This is a genomic window from Paraburkholderia sp. SIMBA_053 (assembly GCF_046534895.1).
In the GTDB taxonomy this organism is placed as follows: domain Bacteria; phylum Pseudomonadota; class Gammaproteobacteria; order Burkholderiales; family Burkholderiaceae; genus Paraburkholderia; species Paraburkholderia caledonica.
Window position 1 is genome coordinate 83,025 of sequence record NZ_JAWRXU010000001.1, and the last position, 14,037, is coordinate 97,061.

At 60.2% G+C, this 14,037-nt stretch carries 15 protein-coding genes; 11 read left to right on the plus strand and 4 right to left on the minus strand.

What is annotated here, in order from left to right:
- Positions 1 to 5: 5 nt before the first annotated feature.
- Positions 6 to 773 (minus strand): SDR family NAD(P)-dependent oxidoreductase, encoded by a 768-nt coding sequence (locus SB753_RS00350; protein WP_408164913.1) that lies wholly within the window; start codon positions 771 to 773, stop codon positions 6 to 8.
- Positions 774 to 814: 41 nt separating this feature from the next.
- On the minus strand, positions 815 to 1,549 hold the full coding sequence (locus tag SB753_RS00355) for an SDR family NAD(P)-dependent oxidoreductase (RefSeq protein WP_410798434.1): 735 nt from the start codon (positions 1,547 to 1,549) through the stop codon (positions 815 to 817).
- Between the two features lie 101 nt (positions 1,550 to 1,650).
- On the opposite strand from SB753_RS00355, the gene SB753_RS00360 reads away from it, so the two are divergent.
- Entirely contained in the window at positions 1,651 to 2,616 is a 966-nt protein-coding gene (locus SB753_RS00360) for a LysR family transcriptional regulator (protein WP_410798436.1), read from the plus strand.
- 115 nt (positions 2,617 to 2,731) lie between these two features.
- On the opposite strand, the gene SB753_RS00365 is transcribed toward SB753_RS00360, so the two are convergent.
- Positions 2,732 to 3,559, minus strand: a complete 828-nt coding sequence (locus SB753_RS00365; RefSeq protein WP_410798438.1) for an SDR family oxidoreductase — start codon at positions 3,557 to 3,559, stop codon at positions 2,732 to 2,734.
- A gap of 99 nt (positions 3,560 to 3,658) precedes the next feature.
- Here SB753_RS00365 and SB753_RS00370 point away from each other — a divergent pair, with 99 nt between their 5' ends.
- The 10 genes from SB753_RS00370 to SB753_RS00415 all read left to right on the plus strand — a co-directional run bounded on the left by SB753_RS00370 (position 3,659) and on the right by SB753_RS00415 (position 12,963).
- Entirely contained in the window at positions 3,659 to 4,561 is a 903-nt protein-coding gene (locus tag SB753_RS00370; RefSeq protein WP_204521290.1) for a LysR family transcriptional regulator, read from the plus strand.
- 335 nt (positions 4,562 to 4,896) lie between these two features.
- The gene (locus SB753_RS00375; RefSeq protein ID WP_088176268.1) at positions 4,897 to 5,781 is read left to right on the plus strand and encodes a LysR substrate-binding domain-containing protein; all 885 of its coding nucleotides are present in this window, start codon (positions 4,897 to 4,899) and stop codon (positions 5,779 to 5,781) included.
- Positions 5,782 to 5,919: 138 nt separating this feature from the next.
- Entirely contained in the window at positions 5,920 to 7,161 is a 1,242-nt protein-coding gene (locus tag SB753_RS00380) for a CaiB/BaiF CoA transferase family protein (protein ID WP_410798439.1), read from the plus strand.
- Positions 7,158 to 7,934 carry an enoyl-CoA hydratase-related protein gene (locus tag SB753_RS00385; protein WP_410798440.1) on the plus strand — a complete coding sequence of 259 codons (777 nt, stop codon included), beginning with the start codon at positions 7,158 to 7,160 and terminating at the stop codon, positions 7,932 to 7,934. Before SB753_RS00380 ends, SB753_RS00385 begins: the two co-directional genes overlap by 4 nt.
- 30 nt (positions 7,935 to 7,964) lie before the next feature.
- On the plus strand, positions 7,965 to 8,786 hold the full coding sequence (locus SB753_RS00390) for an enoyl-CoA hydratase-related protein (RefSeq protein ID WP_410798441.1): 822 nt from the start codon (positions 7,965 to 7,967) through the stop codon (positions 8,784 to 8,786).
- A 63-nt stretch (positions 8,787 to 8,849) separates the two neighbouring features.
- Positions 8,850 to 10,223, plus strand: a complete 1,374-nt coding sequence (locus SB753_RS00395; protein WP_408472846.1) for an MFS transporter — start codon at positions 8,850 to 8,852, stop codon at positions 10,221 to 10,223.
- A gap of 236 nt (positions 10,224 to 10,459) precedes the next feature.
- On the plus strand, positions 10,460 to 11,272 hold the full coding sequence (locus tag SB753_RS00400) for a GNAT family N-acetyltransferase (protein ID WP_410798443.1): 813 nt from the start codon (positions 10,460 to 10,462) through the stop codon (positions 11,270 to 11,272).
- A 121-nt stretch (positions 11,273 to 11,393) separates the two neighbouring features.
- Positions 11,394 to 11,930, plus strand: coding sequence for a GNAT family N-acetyltransferase (locus SB753_RS00405; RefSeq protein WP_410798444.1), 537 nt, complete (start codon positions 11,394 to 11,396; stop codon positions 11,928 to 11,930).
- A gap of 99 nt (positions 11,931 to 12,029) precedes the next feature.
- The gene (locus SB753_RS00410) at positions 12,030 to 12,419 is read left to right on the plus strand and encodes a glyoxalase (protein WP_410798445.1); all 390 of its coding nucleotides are present in this window, start codon (positions 12,030 to 12,032) and stop codon (positions 12,417 to 12,419) included.
- A gap of 34 nt (positions 12,420 to 12,453) precedes the next feature.
- Entirely contained in the window at positions 12,454 to 12,963 is a 510-nt protein-coding gene (locus SB753_RS00415) for a GNAT family N-acetyltransferase (RefSeq protein WP_410798446.1), read from the plus strand.
- Positions 12,964 to 12,979: 16 nt separating this feature from the next.
- Here SB753_RS00415 and SB753_RS00420 read toward each other — a convergent pair whose 3' ends face one another.
- Positions 12,980 to 13,558, minus strand: a complete 579-nt coding sequence (locus tag SB753_RS00420; RefSeq protein WP_027804553.1) for a GNAT family N-acetyltransferase — start codon at positions 13,556 to 13,558, stop codon at positions 12,980 to 12,982.
- Positions 13,559 to 14,037: the final 479 nt, after the last annotated feature.

Genomic DNA, 14,037 nt, shown 5'->3' on the forward strand with positions numbered 1-14,037 from the left:
CGCGATCAGAGCTTGTAGCCGCCGCTCGCCTCAATTGTCTGGCCGGTCACCCAGTGACCATCATCGGAAGCGAGGAACGCCACGACGGCGGCGATTTCCGAAGGCTCGCCAAAGCGTCCCAGCGCGATGTTGGCCTCGGCCGCCTTCACGACTTCGGGGTCCTCCCGCAAGGCGGCATTCGCGTCCGTTCGCGTGTAGCCCGGCGCGACGGCGTTCACAGAAATTCCGCGCGGCCCAAGTTCGGACGCGAGCGCATGCGTCAGGTTGTTGATGGCCGCCTTCGCCATCGAGTAGACCGGCGCAACGGTCACGGGCTTGGTCGAGGCAGCGGAAGAAATGTTGATGATGCGTCCGCCGTCGGCGAGACGGTCCAGAGCGGCTTGAACAATGAAGAAGGGTGCGCGGGCATAGACCGCCATTAAGGTATCCCAACTTTCTGGCGTCGCATCTTTGAAGCCTAACCAGCCGGAATTTCCAGCGTTGTTGACCAGAATGTCGAGGGTTCTGCTTCCGTTCCGCTTGGTGAACTCGTCGTCGAGTTTCTCGAACAGCGCCGGGACGGCCGCCGCGTCAACGAGGTCCGCGTGGATCGCGAACGCAGTGCCCCCAGCTTTCTCGATCGCCGCGACCACCTCGTCGGCGCCCGATTTGCTGGCGTTGTAGGTCAGCGCGACCGTCGCGCCATCCTTTGCAAGACGCTCAGCAATGGCGCGGCCGATGCCTCGCGATGCCCCGGTAACGAGGGCAGTTTTTCCTTTAAGAGCTTGTCCCATCTGATTTTCTTCCGTGGATGTGTTGATGATTGGATCGCGCGTCAGATTTGCGCGAGGCCACCGTCGACGGCGAGCTCGCTGGCAGTCATGAAGCTGCTGTCCGACGACGCCAGAAAGGCAGCGGCCGCTCCGATCTCGGCGGGATCAGCCATGCGCTGCAGCGGAGTCATCGAGGCGAAGACCTTCTGGCCTTCCTCGCCGAGCGCCTCCTTCGCGAGTTCGGTCGCCGTCGCCCCGGGCGAGAGCACGTTGATGCGGATGCCGGTGCCCTTCAGATCCACCGCCCAGGTCCGCGCAAGATTGCGCACGGCCGCTTTGCTCGCGCTATAAGCGCTCATTGCCGGAGCGCCCGTGGTGCCCGCACTCGATCCAGTCAGGATGATCGACCCGCCTTCGCCCATCAGCGGCAGCGCTTTCTGAACCGTGAAGATCACACCCTTCACATTGGTTTCGAAGGTTTCGTCGATGTGCTCGGCAGTAATCTGGCCGAGCGGAAGCGCGCTTCCTGCCCCGGCATTGGCTAATACGATGTCGAGGTTGCCGCGCTCGGCCTTCACCGCTGCGTAAAGCCTGTCGAGATCGGCCTGGTCGGAGACCGAACCCTTCACCGCGCGGGCACGAGGCCCGAGGTCTGCCACGGCAGCGTCGAGCGCTTCCTGCCGGCGGCCGAAGATGAAGACGAATGCGCCTTCGTCAATAAAGCGCCTGGCCGCTGCGAGGCCAATGCCGGTCGCACCGCCAGTAATCACAGCGGTCTTGCCATTCAGTCTGTTCACGTCGTGCGTCCTTCGAAAATGGAGAAGACCATTCTCTAGCTCTTGACCCATGAAGACAATTGACTAAAGATGCATTAAAACCATCTACTTTTTAGATAATCATGCTCGACAACGTCACCATCAACCAGCTCCGGGCCTTCGTCGCGGTCTGCGATCAGGGGAGTTTTTCAGGAGCCGCACGGGAATTAAGACGTGCACAGTCGGCGATCAGTCACGCGATCAGCGCGCTCGAAGGTGCGTTCGATGTGGTGCTGTTCGAGCGCAACACTCGCCGAGCGACGCTGACAGCCGCGGGCCGCAGCCTTCTGCCGGATGCTCGGGGGGTGATCTCGCGCACCGAAGAGATGAAGATGCGTGCGGTTTCGATTGCCGAAGCCGGGGTGCCGCAAGTGTCGCTTGCCGTCGATGTCTATTTCCCGCGTGCGCACCTGATCGAATGCCTGCGCACCTTGCAGGCGGACTTCCCAACGGTTGCGATCAATCTGCGCATGACGACCATGCAGGGCGGCGAGCGGCTGGTTTTCGATGGTACGTGCGCATTGGCGGTGACGATCACAGACGTGCCGGAGCTAAGCCCCGGGACCATCGAAAGGCAGCATTTATGCGAAGCGCAAATGGTCACTGTTTGTGCGCCATCGCATCCGCTGGCCGCAATCACGGGGTCCATCCCGCGAGAGGAATTTGGCCGGCACATCCAGCTCGTCGTAACAGACAATCAGCCGGATGCGGAAAAGACGCAACAGGGTGTCGCCAGTGAACGCCAGTGGCTGGTGAACGACCTGGGCGCGAAGCACGACCTGTTGAGAGGAAGTTTGTGCTGGGGACACATGCCGCATCATCTGGTTGAGGACGACCTCGCGAATGGAACACTTGTCGAACTTAAACGGCGCGCATGGCACATGCGCCCGCTTACTTTCATGATCTCGCAGCGGCGCGGATACTCGATTTCCGAATGCGAGACACGGCTGGTGGAACTCCTTGGCAGCTGTCATCGCGCCTTGAAGGAGGCCGGCCAACGCGCTGTCTCACGGAAAGGCAAGAAATCTGCGGTGGTCCGCCGCGCGTAAGCACCGGACGCGGAGCCGTCCGCTAGAAAAGGTGGATCAAATGCCCGCGCCCCCTTATGAATTAGATTGTTCGCGATCCTCAGTAAAAGAGCCGCAGTATTGCAGGGCTGCTTCGTTACGCGTCTTCCATCACAGACAACGCGATCGCCTTCTGCGCTTCGACGCTTGCGAGGCGCCTGGTCAACGCGTCACGAATGTGCTCGTAGGCGAGCTTGCCGAGCACGAGACGCTGAGGCGGATTCGGCTCGTCGATGGTGGCAAGCATCGCCTCGACGGTCTTCGCAGCATCAGCAAATTCGAAGTAGCCGCCGTCGAGCGCGCGGCGTATTTCACCAACAGGCGTATCGGCATAACACGGCAGCGCCGCCGCGACATCCAGTCCCGTGCCGAAATTCGTGCGCGTCGGACCTGGCTCCACGATCACGAAGTCGATGCCGAAGGGCGCGACTTCCTGCGCCACGGCCTCCACGAAACCTTCGATGCCCCACTTGGTTGCGTGATACGCGCCGAAGCCTGGATACGCGATCTGCCCGCCTTCTGACGAGACCTGCACGATGCGCCCGCCGCCTTGCTCGCGCAGACGCGGGACGACAGCGCGAATCAGCTGCATCGAGCCAGTCAGGTTGGTCGCGATCTGCCGGTCGATCTGCGCATCACTGAGTTCTTCCGCCGCGCCGAAGAGGCCGTAACCCGCATTGCTCACGACGATATCGATTCGCCCGAATGCGTCGAAGGCTTGGGCGACGGCACGGCGTATGGCGTCCAGATCCGTCACGTCGCATTCGACGATACGGAGCCTCCTGGGATGCGATGCGAGCAGATCGTCGAGTGCGCCGGGTTTACGCAGTGTCGCGACCACGCTGTCGCCCCGGGCGAGAGCACGTTCCGCGAGTCCGCGCCCCAGTCCGCTCGACGCGCCTGTAATCAGCCAGTTTTTGCTCATTGCGAATCTCCGTTCCACGATCAAAATCCTATGCTAGGCCGTTAACATATGTGTGAGAATCACTATCAATCGGCATGACGAGGTGAAATATATTCAACAATGGCCAAACCCACTCTAGCGGATCTGCAATCTTTCATGGCGGTTGCCGCGCGGCGCAGTTTCGCTCAGGCGGCGGGCGAACTCGGCGTATCGCGTTCGGCGCTGAGTCATGCCATGCGCGGTCTCGAAGCCGATCTCGGCGTGCGTTTGCTGCATCGGACAACGCGAAGCGTGTCGCTCACCGATGCCGGCGAACGCCTGCTGGCGCGTCTGCGTCCCGCATTGAGCGAGCTCGATGATGCGCTCGACGACGTCTCGCGCTCCGAGGGTGAAGTGCGCGGCTCGCTGCGCATCAACGGCAGCGAAGGTGCGATCCGTCATCTGCTGCGCACGGTAGTGCCGCCGTTTCTCGCGAAATATCCGCTTATGGAACTGGATCTGGTGGCGGACGGGCGGCTTTCCGATATCGTCGCGGAAGGGTTCGATGCGGGCGTACGACTGGGCGAGGCCTTGCCCAAGGACATGATCGCCGTACGCGTGAGCGGGGACATGCGCTTCGTTGCGGTGGCGTCGCCGCGTTATCTGCGCAAATGCGGGCGGCCGGAATCACCGGAGGATTTGCACGCGCATCGCTGCATCCGGCAGCGTCTTCCTAGCGGAAAACGCTATCGCTGGGAGTTTGCGCAGCATGGGCAGGAGTGCGTCATCGATCCACCCGGCGCGCTCACGCTCGATAACAGCACGCTGATGGTCGAGGCAGCCATCGATGGACTTGGCATTGCGTATGTTCCCGAGCCATATGCGTGCGCGGCGCTGGCGCGCAGGCGGTTATCGGTGGTGCTGGACGAATGGTGCCCGGCTATACCCGGCCTGTTCCTTTACTTTCCTGGCAGTCGACACATTCCGGCGGGCTTGCGCGCTTTGATCGGTATGTTGCGAGAGGGGGAGCGGTCTCCGGTCTGATCAACGACGTGCCCGAAGCAAACGCCAAATCACAGTCGAACATATCGGAATGGCAGCAGCTAGCTGCCATTCGAACGGCTCATTCAGTGCCAAAGCGGCCCAATGGTCAAGCCGAGCACCGTGGCGTATGCTGCCGTTTGCCGTTCAGCCGCCAAAAATGGCCCTCGCGACTCTGCCCTGGCATTCTGTTGGTCAAGACCTGCGCGATTTGCACGTTGCCGGAATAGCCTCTTGCTCCGTCGTCGCTCGTCGGTGCTTCGGCGAGCTGCCACCTGCCGAATCTTCCTTCGGGCATTTCGAGCCACAATCCCCATATGCTTCTAGACGGATAGACCATGGAACGTCGAGCACTGCTTCCCCCGTTAAATCCCGCCCGGGCGTTCGAGGCGACCGGGCGCCTGTTGAGCATTTCCAAGGCCGCTGACGAGCTGGCCGTAACGCCCGCCGCCGTCAGCCGGCAGGTGCGTACGCTCGAAGCTTACTTGGGCGTCGATCTATTCGAACGGGTGAAAGGACGGCTGGAACTGACGTCGGCAGGCGCGCGGTATCTGGCGGAACTCATGCCGCTGTTCGCATCGCTGCGCGAAGCCACCGGCAGCCTGCGATCGTCCGAGCGGCGTGCGCGTGTGCTCAAGATCCGCTCGCCTGCGACCTTCGCGGTGCGCTGGCTGATTCCGCGTCTCGCGAGCTTTCATCGGTTGCACGAAAACATCGACGTGCAACTCACGACATCCCCGGCTCCGCTGAATTTTGCGCGTGAGGACATTGACGGCGGCATTCAGTTAGGTGACGGCAAGTGGCCCGGCCTGCGTGTGCAACGTCTGATCGCGAACGAGCTGGTGCCTGTGGCAGCTCCTTCCAGACAGGTCAAGGCCCGCGCGCAGTTGCAGGGCGAAACGCTTCTGCACACGCTCGCGCGCCCGGAAGACTGGACCTTGTGGCTGAAGGCGGCGGGTCTTCCTTTGAACGCGCGACGCCGCGAGATGCGCTACGAAACGTCGCTGCTCGCGTACCAGGCGGCGATAGAAGGGCACGGTGTCGCGATCGCGCAGAAGGCGCTGGTGCGTGGTGAACTCGAAAGCGGTGTGCTCGTCACACCGTTTTCGTTCGAGCTCGATCGCGGGCATCACACTTACTACTTCGCGTGGCCCACGGGGCGTCCGCAATCGGATGCATTGAAGATTTTTCGCCGATGGCTGCTTACGTTGCTCAGCGAATAACTTTGACGAGTCGCCGACCTTTTAACAAAAAGTCAACGGCTTGTTTCCAAATTGTAGATTGTCCGGCAGGCCGGTGAGTACCTATTCTCGTCAGCATGATTCGTCGCAGTGGCGAGTCACGAGACAGGACAATCACAAATGCCAAGAGACAGCCTCAACGGCGTGCGGGTGATCGATTTCTCGCACGTCCTCGCCGGACCGGTCTGTTCGATGACGCTCGCCGATCTCGGCGCGCACGTCGTCAAGATTGAGCCGCCCGGCGGCGAGATCGGGCGGCGTATCGGACCGCCGTGGATAAGCGGTGAAAGCCCGGCCTTCATCAGCGTCAACCGCAACAAGTACAGCGTCGCGATCGATCTGAAAACCGATGCAGGACGCGATGCCGTTCGCCGCATGGTGCTCGAGGCGGATGTGCTGGTCGAAAACTTCCGGCCGGGCGTAATGGCGTCGATGGCACTCGACTTCGACGCATTGCGGCAACTGAATCCCCGGCTCGTCTACTGCTCGATCTCCGCGTTCGGCCAGACGGGCGCGAATCGCAAGCGGCCTGGCGTGGATGGCGTGATTCAGGCCGTCAGCGGTCTGATGAGCACGCTCGGCACGACGAACGCCGAACCGCTTAAAGTCCCGATCCCCGTCGCCGACATGATGGGCGGCTATCTCGCGTCGATCGCAATTCTCGGCGCGCTGCATCAGGTTCGCGCGGGCGGCGGCGGGCAGCATCTCGACGTGAGTCTCTACAACGCGACGCTTATGCTGCAGCAAATCGGCTTCGCCGCGTTCTTCGCGTCCGGGAGAGAGCCGGAAAAGACCGGCAGTGCTGCGCCTTATGCGTGCCCAAACGAAGCGTTCCCAACGCAGGACGGCTGGATGATGGTGGTCGCCTACCATCCGGAACGATGGCACGCGCTATGTGAGGTGCTCGATTCGTCGTCGCTCGAAGCGGATCCGCGATTTGCTACCAACGATGATCGCGTGCGCCATCGCGCGATCCTCCATCACATACTCGCCGCGCGTTTCGTCGAACGCACGACTGCGGACTGGATGGAACGGCTCGCGGCGCGCGACATTCTATGCGCGCCCGTCGCAACCTACGGCGATGTTATCGAAACAGCGGAGTACGCTGAATGCGGACTGGCACAGACGATCGATCATCCGGTCGTGGGCACCATGCGCACGCACGGTTTCGCCCTTGGTCCATCGGATCGCCCGAGCGCGCCTGACTCGCCCGCGCCGCTGACGGGCCAGCACACGCTGCAGATGTTGGAGCGATACGGCTTCGCTGAAAGCGAGATCGCGGGCCTGCTGAACGCCGGGGTTATCCGCGTGGGCCGCGCAACTCGCGACACCTGCGATGAAGACCGCAAGGTGAGCGCATGAGCGCCGCGATGATCCGCAGTGAACGACGCGGGCGGGTCGCGCTCGTGCGTCTCGCGTCGGACAACCCGCTGAATCCTCTGACCGACGCGTTGATGGATCAGCTGATCGACGTCCTGCTGCGCAATGAAGCCGACCCGCAGGTTCACGCGACCGTTTTGACAGGGTCCGACAAAGCTTTCGCCGCCGGCGCGGACATCGTCGCGATGTGGAAGCTCGATTACGCAAACGCCTTCTCGGATGACTACATCGGCCGTAGCTGGGACCGCATCCGCACGGTCCGCAAACCCATCATCGCGGCGGTAGGCGGCTATGCGCTCGGCGGCGGTTGCGAACTGGCGATGATGTGCGACATCGTCATCGCCGCGGACGACGCGCTCTTCGGCCAGCCCGAGATCAAACTCGGCATCGTGCCGGGGGCGGGCGGCACGCAGCGTCTGCCGCGCGCGGTCGGAAAATCGACCGCGATGCTCGCGTGTCTGACCGGCGAGCCGCTTGGCGCCCAGGAGGCACTGGCTTACGGACTCGTGTCGAAGGTCGTCGCGCGCGAGCGGTTGATCGACGAAGCGATGCGCGTCGGCGAACAGATCGCGCGTCATTCGCTGCCGGTGATCGTCGCGATCAAGGAGGCCGTCGATCGTGCGTATGAGTCGTCGCTGTCGGAAGGACTGTTGTTCGAGCGACGGCTATTTCACGCGGGCTTTTCGCTCGCCGATCAGAAAGAAGGCATGGCGGCGTTTCTGGAACGCCGTCAGGCCGCGTTTCAGAACCGGTAGTGGCCGGGAAAACAATCAGGAGACTTCTTCATGTCAACTCATCCAAATCATGCCGGTTCACTGGTCGAATCGTCCGTCGATGACGGTGTGCTCACGCTCACGCTCAACAGCCCGAGCGATGGCAACGCGCTGAACGTCGCGATGACGGAGGCGCTGTCGGACGTGCTCGAACAGATCAATGACCGGCCCGACGTGCACTGCTTGCTGCTGCGTTCGTCGTCGCCGCACTTCTGTACGGGCGGCAATGTGAAGGACATGCAAAGCGGCAGCGATCTCATGAGCGGCAGTGTCGAGGCTGTACGCGAGCGCCTGCATCGCAGCCTCCACAGAATCACGCGCGCATTGAGCGGTCTCGATGTGCCTTCCGTGTGCGCGGTGAATGGCGCCGCAGTCGGAGCTGGATGCGATCTTGCGCTGATGTGCGATATCCGCGTGGCGAGCACAAAAGCCGTGTTCGCCGAGAGTTTCTTGCGGCTCGGACTGGTGTCGGGCATCGGCGGATCGTGGTTCCTCGTGCGGAGCGTGGGCTATTCGAAGGCGCTGGAATTGACGCTGACCAGCGAGTTCATCGATGCTGAAGCGGCGCTGGGTCTTGGCATCGTTTCGAAGGTGGTGCCGGAGGACGAGCTCGACATCGACGCACGGTCGCTGGCGAAGCGCATCGCGCAGAACCCGCCGACGGCGCTGCGCATGGCCAAGCGGCTCGTGCGCGAAGCGGCCGATGTATCGCTTTCGACGACGCTCGAAATGGCGGCAAGCATGCAAGCCATTCTATTGTGCGGCCGCGAGCACAAAGAGGCTGTCGGCCGGTTTCTGGAGCGGCAGGCGGAGAAGAAGCGCACACACATGTGATGCGCGATACGGCCACCGCGTCGATCGCGCGGGGCCTTACAAACTGAATCACAGGAGACGACCATGTCCACCACTTCCGGAGCCCGCGATCCGCAGCCCGGCATGCTGCGAATCATCGCGACGTCGAGCATCGGCACCATGCTCGAGTACTACGATTTCTTCGTGTATGTCGCGCTGACATCGACTTTGACGCACTTGTTTCTCCCATCGACGGACCGGACCGTCGCCACAATGGCTGGCGTTGCCACCTTCGGCATCGCGTATGTAGCGCGGCCGTTGGGCACGATCATCTTCAGCCCGATGGCCGACCGCATCGGCCGCAAGAAGACGTTCGTCATCACGCTCGCGATCATGGGCATCGCGACAGTGGGCATCGGCTGCCTGCCGACCTACGCAATGGCCGGCTTGCTCGCACCGATAGGACTGGTCACGCTACGCGTGGTGCAGGGCATCGCGCTCGGCGGCGAATACGGCTCTGCCGTCGTCTACGTGATGGAGCATGCGCCCGCGGGCCGAAAAGGCATGGCGACGAGCGTGCTTCAAAGTACCGCGAGCCTCGGACTGTTGTTGGCGCTGGCGATCGTGTCGGCGCTGAAGTTCGCGCTCGATGCATCGGCATTCGAATCCTGGGGCTGGCGCGTCCCGTTCCTGATCTCGGCGCCGATCGTCGCGGTGGCGACATGGATCCGGCTCGGCATGACGGAAACGCCTGTGTTCGCCGAGATGAAGCAGGCGGGCCGTCTGTCGAAATCGCCGCTGCAGGACACCTTGTCGAGCGCGACATCGTGGAAAGCGATTCTCGTCGCGATGTTCGGCGCGCAAGGCGGAACGTCGGTGTCGCTCTATACGTCGATCGTGTACATGCTGTACTTCCTGCAGAACGTGTTGAAGGTCGAACCTTCGCGCGCGAACCTGTGTCTCGGGATTGCTATCGTCGTGGCCGCGCCGCTATATCCGGTGTTCGGCCGTCTATCCGATGCGATCGGCCGCTCGCGTGTGATGCTGATCGGCATCGTGCTGTGGATAATTGCGGCGTATCCGGCTTTCGCGGGCATCAGGACGAATGCGCTCGCTGGCGGCTGGGCCATGGTGACGCTGCTCGTCGCGTTGCTGGCTGTCCTGACGGCGATGATCATGGCGCCGCTGCCGGCGTTCATCGCCGAATGCTTTCCGCCGCAAAGCAGAACCACGGGCTTCGGATTGTCGCAACAGCTCGGCAATGTGCTGTTCGGCGGCTTTCTCCCGCTGATCAGTCTCTCGCTCGTCAATCTGACGGGCAACCCGCTTGCGGGCGTCGGGTATTCGATCGTATCGCTGTTGCCCTGTCTCGCTGTCACGTACTTCTGGGGACTGCGGCAGGATCGGCTGATCCGGCAGCGCAGTCACGAAGTCCAATGTGCGAGCCGTGCGAACGCGGGCCAGTTACCGGTGCGCTGAGTCAGCCATGGCATGAGTCCCGGCATTGTGATGCTGCGCCTCGCTGGGATGTCTTGTGAGTCGGCAAAGATCGACTAATTTCGGCCGGTCGACACGACCGGCTGGATCGCTGACAATCGCATCTTATGCGGCTGGATTTCGACGAGGCCGCCAACACGTTCTGATCCAATTGGCTAAACGATCAATCCGCATAAAATCGAAGGAACGATTTCCGTTCGTTGTCAACGATGCTAGAAATGCGACACTTTCCCGGTAACCTTGGTCTCGCTACCGATCTATTGCTGCACACCGATATCGGGGTGGTCGAGTCAAGGGATGACTATGTCGTCGTCCGCACACCGGACGCGCCTGAATACTTCTTCGGCAACATGCTTGTTCTGCGGCAGCGACCCTCAGCAAGTGACCTGGAATTGCTGGAGCATGACTTCGGCGACCTCGTCGGGACACCACCGCTGATTGCACACCGGACGTTTATGTGGCCGGAAAGCGCCGACAGCGAAGTGACCTTCGACGCATTCGTGGAACAAGGCTACGACGCGACTGTCTACCGGGTGCTGGTGGCCCATCCGGATGAGATCATTCCGGTTGCGACCAACCCGTTGGTCAACGTGCGCCCTTTTACCATGCAGCGCGACTGGGACGATTGGTCCCGAATGCAACTCGCCCACACGCCAAACCCAACGAGCATTAGCTCACAACGTTACATGGCGCATCAAGAGAGGGCTTACAGGAGCCTGATTGAACGTGGTCGCGGAAACTGGTGGGGAGCCTTTATCGATAATGAGCAGGTAGGAAGCCTGGGTCTGTTCTTTCTTGACGGCATTGGGCGTTTCCAGTCCGTTATTACAGGGGCACAGCATCGAAACCGGAATGTTTGCAAAACCTTGGTGACTGAGGTTATCAGGCGGGCCGCCGGACGGTCTGACCGGCTCGTCATGGTCGCAGATGAAAGCAGCCATGCCGGAGCAATATACAAGGCGATGGGTTTTCGGCAACAAGGGCGATTAGCCAGCTTGTGTCAGGAGCCGGGCAATGCAACAGCGCGTTGAGTCGATCCCGATTAATTTTAGGCCCGACGGTACCTGGTAAAGTTTGACCATTAACAGTCATTCCGCGTGACTGCCAACATCGGCGACAATCCTCCTGTGTTAATCATTCAAGGAGGTGAAAATGCTGACGACCGTTGCCCTAACGCCTGTTGACTTCAAGCGTTGGGCAGAACATCTAACCCGGCAGATCGCTGAATCGGGGCGCGACGGACGGCCATTTTTTTCGCCTCTGGAAGCCGCCGATTTCGAATTACCCGAGCGTCGCGCTCGCTTCGAAGATCGCCTCTCAATACCTTTGCCTCAGCCAACATGGATGAGGGTGTGGGCGGTTGAAGGCCCCGATGCACGCTTCATCGCACATCTTGACCTGAACGGATCCAGCATACCGTCAGAGAAACATCGCGCCACTCTTGGTATCGGCGTCGAGGAGGGCTTTTATCGCAGAGGCCTTGGGCGAAACTTGATGCTGGAAGCCATAGAATTCGCGACACGTAACCACATTGAATGGATCGACCTGTCTGTGTTCAGCGATAACCAGGCTGCGATCAGCCTTTATCGATACTTTGGATTTGTTGAAATTGGACAGCGCGATGACAGATTTCGTATTTCCGGGCGCTCAGTCGACGACATTACTATGACCCTGCGAATTAAGAGCTAGGGTAACCGACTGGCTTCGGGCTAACTCCGGCCGCTCGCTCGCCTGGTATCGCAAGCCAATGTTTGATACCTTTGCAGCCATATTCATAAGGCCTGTTCGATGAAGATGCATCTCAGAGTCGCTCGGCCCGTTCGCGATCTAGTCCTTACCGAACGCATGTATTGTGTAGGGCTTAACCTGGCGGTGCTCGCGAGGTTTCAGGACCATCAGGGCTTCGACGGAGTGATGCTTGGAAGTCCCGGCATGGGCTATCATTTTGAGTTCACCCATTGCGGCGAACACCCCGTGCTGCCTCGACCAACGATTGAGGACTTGCTCGTGTTTTACGTACCGGATCGACAGGAGTGGAGTGCAATGGGCAATCGTCTTGTCGAAAATGGATTTGTTCGCGTAAAGTCGTTCAATCCATATTGGGACGTGTCGGGACGGACATTCGAGGATGCCGACGGCTATCGGCTTGTCTTGCAAAACGCGGCGTGGAGCGTCTGACGCCCTTATCGTATTTCTCCCCCAAGAGTTGACGATGACCAACCCGATAAGCTATCGACGTGCAACCACCGAAGACGTTTTGACAATCTGCGAATTGGGTCAAATTCTGAATGCGAGCCATCACTCAGCACGCCCTGACATCTACGCAGATGCCACCACAGAATTCAGCCGCGACGAGCCGCACTGGCTTTCCAGCCTCCAGGGAGAAGGTCGAGCGACGTTCCTTGCAGAGCTTGGTAGCAAAACTGTCGGCTTCATTACGATTCAGGTGGTGAAGCCGATGAGCCCGCTGTTGCAGCCGATGGTCGTTGGGCGTATCGAGTCCGTCGCAGTTTCAGAACAAATTAGAGGACGCGGGGTCGGCAGTTCTCTTATCAAACTCGCCGAAGAGTGGGCGCGGAAGCAGGGTGCCACTGACATCAGACTAACCGTTTGGGAGTTCAACCAACAGGCGGTCAACCTGTACCGGGAACTTGGCTATGAGGTTCGCGCCTTTGAAATGGGAAAGCGGGTTCGGACTGCGGAGATAGAAAGTTCGGAATGAAGGCTGTAAGAATAGTTCAACGTTCTGGAGTCTGATTGATTAGCGACGTGAGCACGTGGTCGGCCCATACCCCATTGATCCGTAGATAGGACCGCGCCAGGCCTTCGCGCTCAAAGCCTAGCCGTTTCAATAGCCGTTCGCTGCGAGCATTTTCAGGCCTGAAGTTGGCCATTATTCTGTGCAATCTGATTTCGTCGAAGATATAGGTAATCGCTGAGGTCAATGCTTCGCGCATCAGCCCTTGTCCTTCAAACCGCTTTGCAAGCGAAAATCCAAGATGACATGCCTGAAAGGGACCGCGCACAATGTTGGTGAAATTGCAATCGCCCACCATTTCGCCGGTTCCTGGCGCAATTAGAAGTAGGTGCACCGCGACCCCTGAGTCGTTGTTGTGCGCCATCATCGACAGCCGTCGCCGAACTGATTCAGTTTCGAAAAAGCTTTCGGCTCGGAGCGGTTCCCAAGGCTGCAGGTGAGCGCGATTTTCAACGGTGTATGCCCGCAACTCATGGGTGAACTGCTCACATGCCGGCACAAGTTTCAGGCGTGCCGTTGACATTGCACTTGGTAGTGCATCGATGTGAACGCTCGTCACGTTGTCCTCCCATTGAAAGGGCGGAGAAGTATGGTTAATCAGAAATTTTTCGTCAACAATTCGACCGGCGTCCGCTACAGAAAAAGCCACGATGCACACCTAGTGCGATCGCCGCGCACGACTGTGGGGTAGGTGCGGCCGTTTCTGAGGCATTGGCGTCGGCCGTTCACATTGGTGAGAATCGGCGATCCCCGTTGACTGTGATCTTTTACAGATGCAATATGTCTGCATGAACTCCGACACGCTCAAAACGATGATGTGCACGATGACGCCCGACGGCGAGTCGTGGGAATCGTGACGTTCTTACATCACATATAGACTTCCTCAACGGCCCCGCCAGTCATGACGGGGCCGAGTCTTTTTCCTCGCTCCGAATGCCATTGGCGCAGATAGGAGTGATTGCATGCATTACACAATACGTGGTGCCGTCTATCAGGGCTATGCCCGCATGTCGACTCGTTTGTTCGAGCCGAGGGGCG

What these genes read in the sequence shown, in the direction of transcription:
- SB753_RS00350 (WP_408164913.1), bottom strand. Translation starts at nt 773, where the DNA reads ATGGGACAAGCTCTTAAAGGAAAAACTGCCCTCGTTACCGGGGCATCG.
- SB753_RS00360 (WP_410798436.1), top strand. Translation starts at nt 1,651, where the DNA reads ATGCTCGACAACGTCACCATCAACCAGCTCCGGGCCTTCGTCGCGGTC.
- SB753_RS00365 (WP_410798438.1), bottom strand. Translation starts at nt 3,559, where the DNA reads ATGAGCAAAAACTGGCTGATTACAGGCGCGTCGAGCGGACTGGGGCGC.
- SB753_RS00370 (WP_204521290.1), top strand. Translation starts at nt 3,659, where the DNA reads ATGGCCAAACCCACTCTAGCGGATCTGCAATCTTTCATGGCGGTTGCC.
- SB753_RS00375 (WP_088176268.1), top strand. Translation starts at nt 4,897, where the DNA reads ATGGAACGTCGAGCACTGCTTCCCCCGTTAAATCCCGCCCGGGCGTTC.
- SB753_RS00380 (WP_410798439.1), top strand. Translation starts at nt 5,920, where the DNA reads ATGCCAAGAGACAGCCTCAACGGCGTGCGGGTGATCGATTTCTCGCAC.
- SB753_RS00385 (WP_410798440.1), top strand. Translation starts at nt 7,158, where the DNA reads ATGAGCGCCGCGATGATCCGCAGTGAACGACGCGGGCGGGTCGCGCTC.
- SB753_RS00390 (WP_410798441.1), top strand. Translation starts at nt 7,965, where the DNA reads ATGTCAACTCATCCAAATCATGCCGGTTCACTGGTCGAATCGTCCGTC.
- SB753_RS00395 (WP_408472846.1), top strand. Translation starts at nt 8,850, where the DNA reads ATGTCCACCACTTCCGGAGCCCGCGATCCGCAGCCCGGCATGCTGCGA.
- SB753_RS00400 (WP_410798443.1), top strand. Translation starts at nt 10,460, where the DNA reads ATGCGACACTTTCCCGGTAACCTTGGTCTCGCTACCGATCTATTGCTG.
- SB753_RS00405 (WP_410798444.1), top strand. Translation starts at nt 11,394, where the DNA reads ATGCTGACGACCGTTGCCCTAACGCCTGTTGACTTCAAGCGTTGGGCA.
- SB753_RS00410 (WP_410798445.1), top strand. Translation starts at nt 12,030, where the DNA reads ATGAAGATGCATCTCAGAGTCGCTCGGCCCGTTCGCGATCTAGTCCTT.
- SB753_RS00415 (WP_410798446.1), top strand. Translation starts at nt 12,454, where the DNA reads ATGACCAACCCGATAAGCTATCGACGTGCAACCACCGAAGACGTTTTG.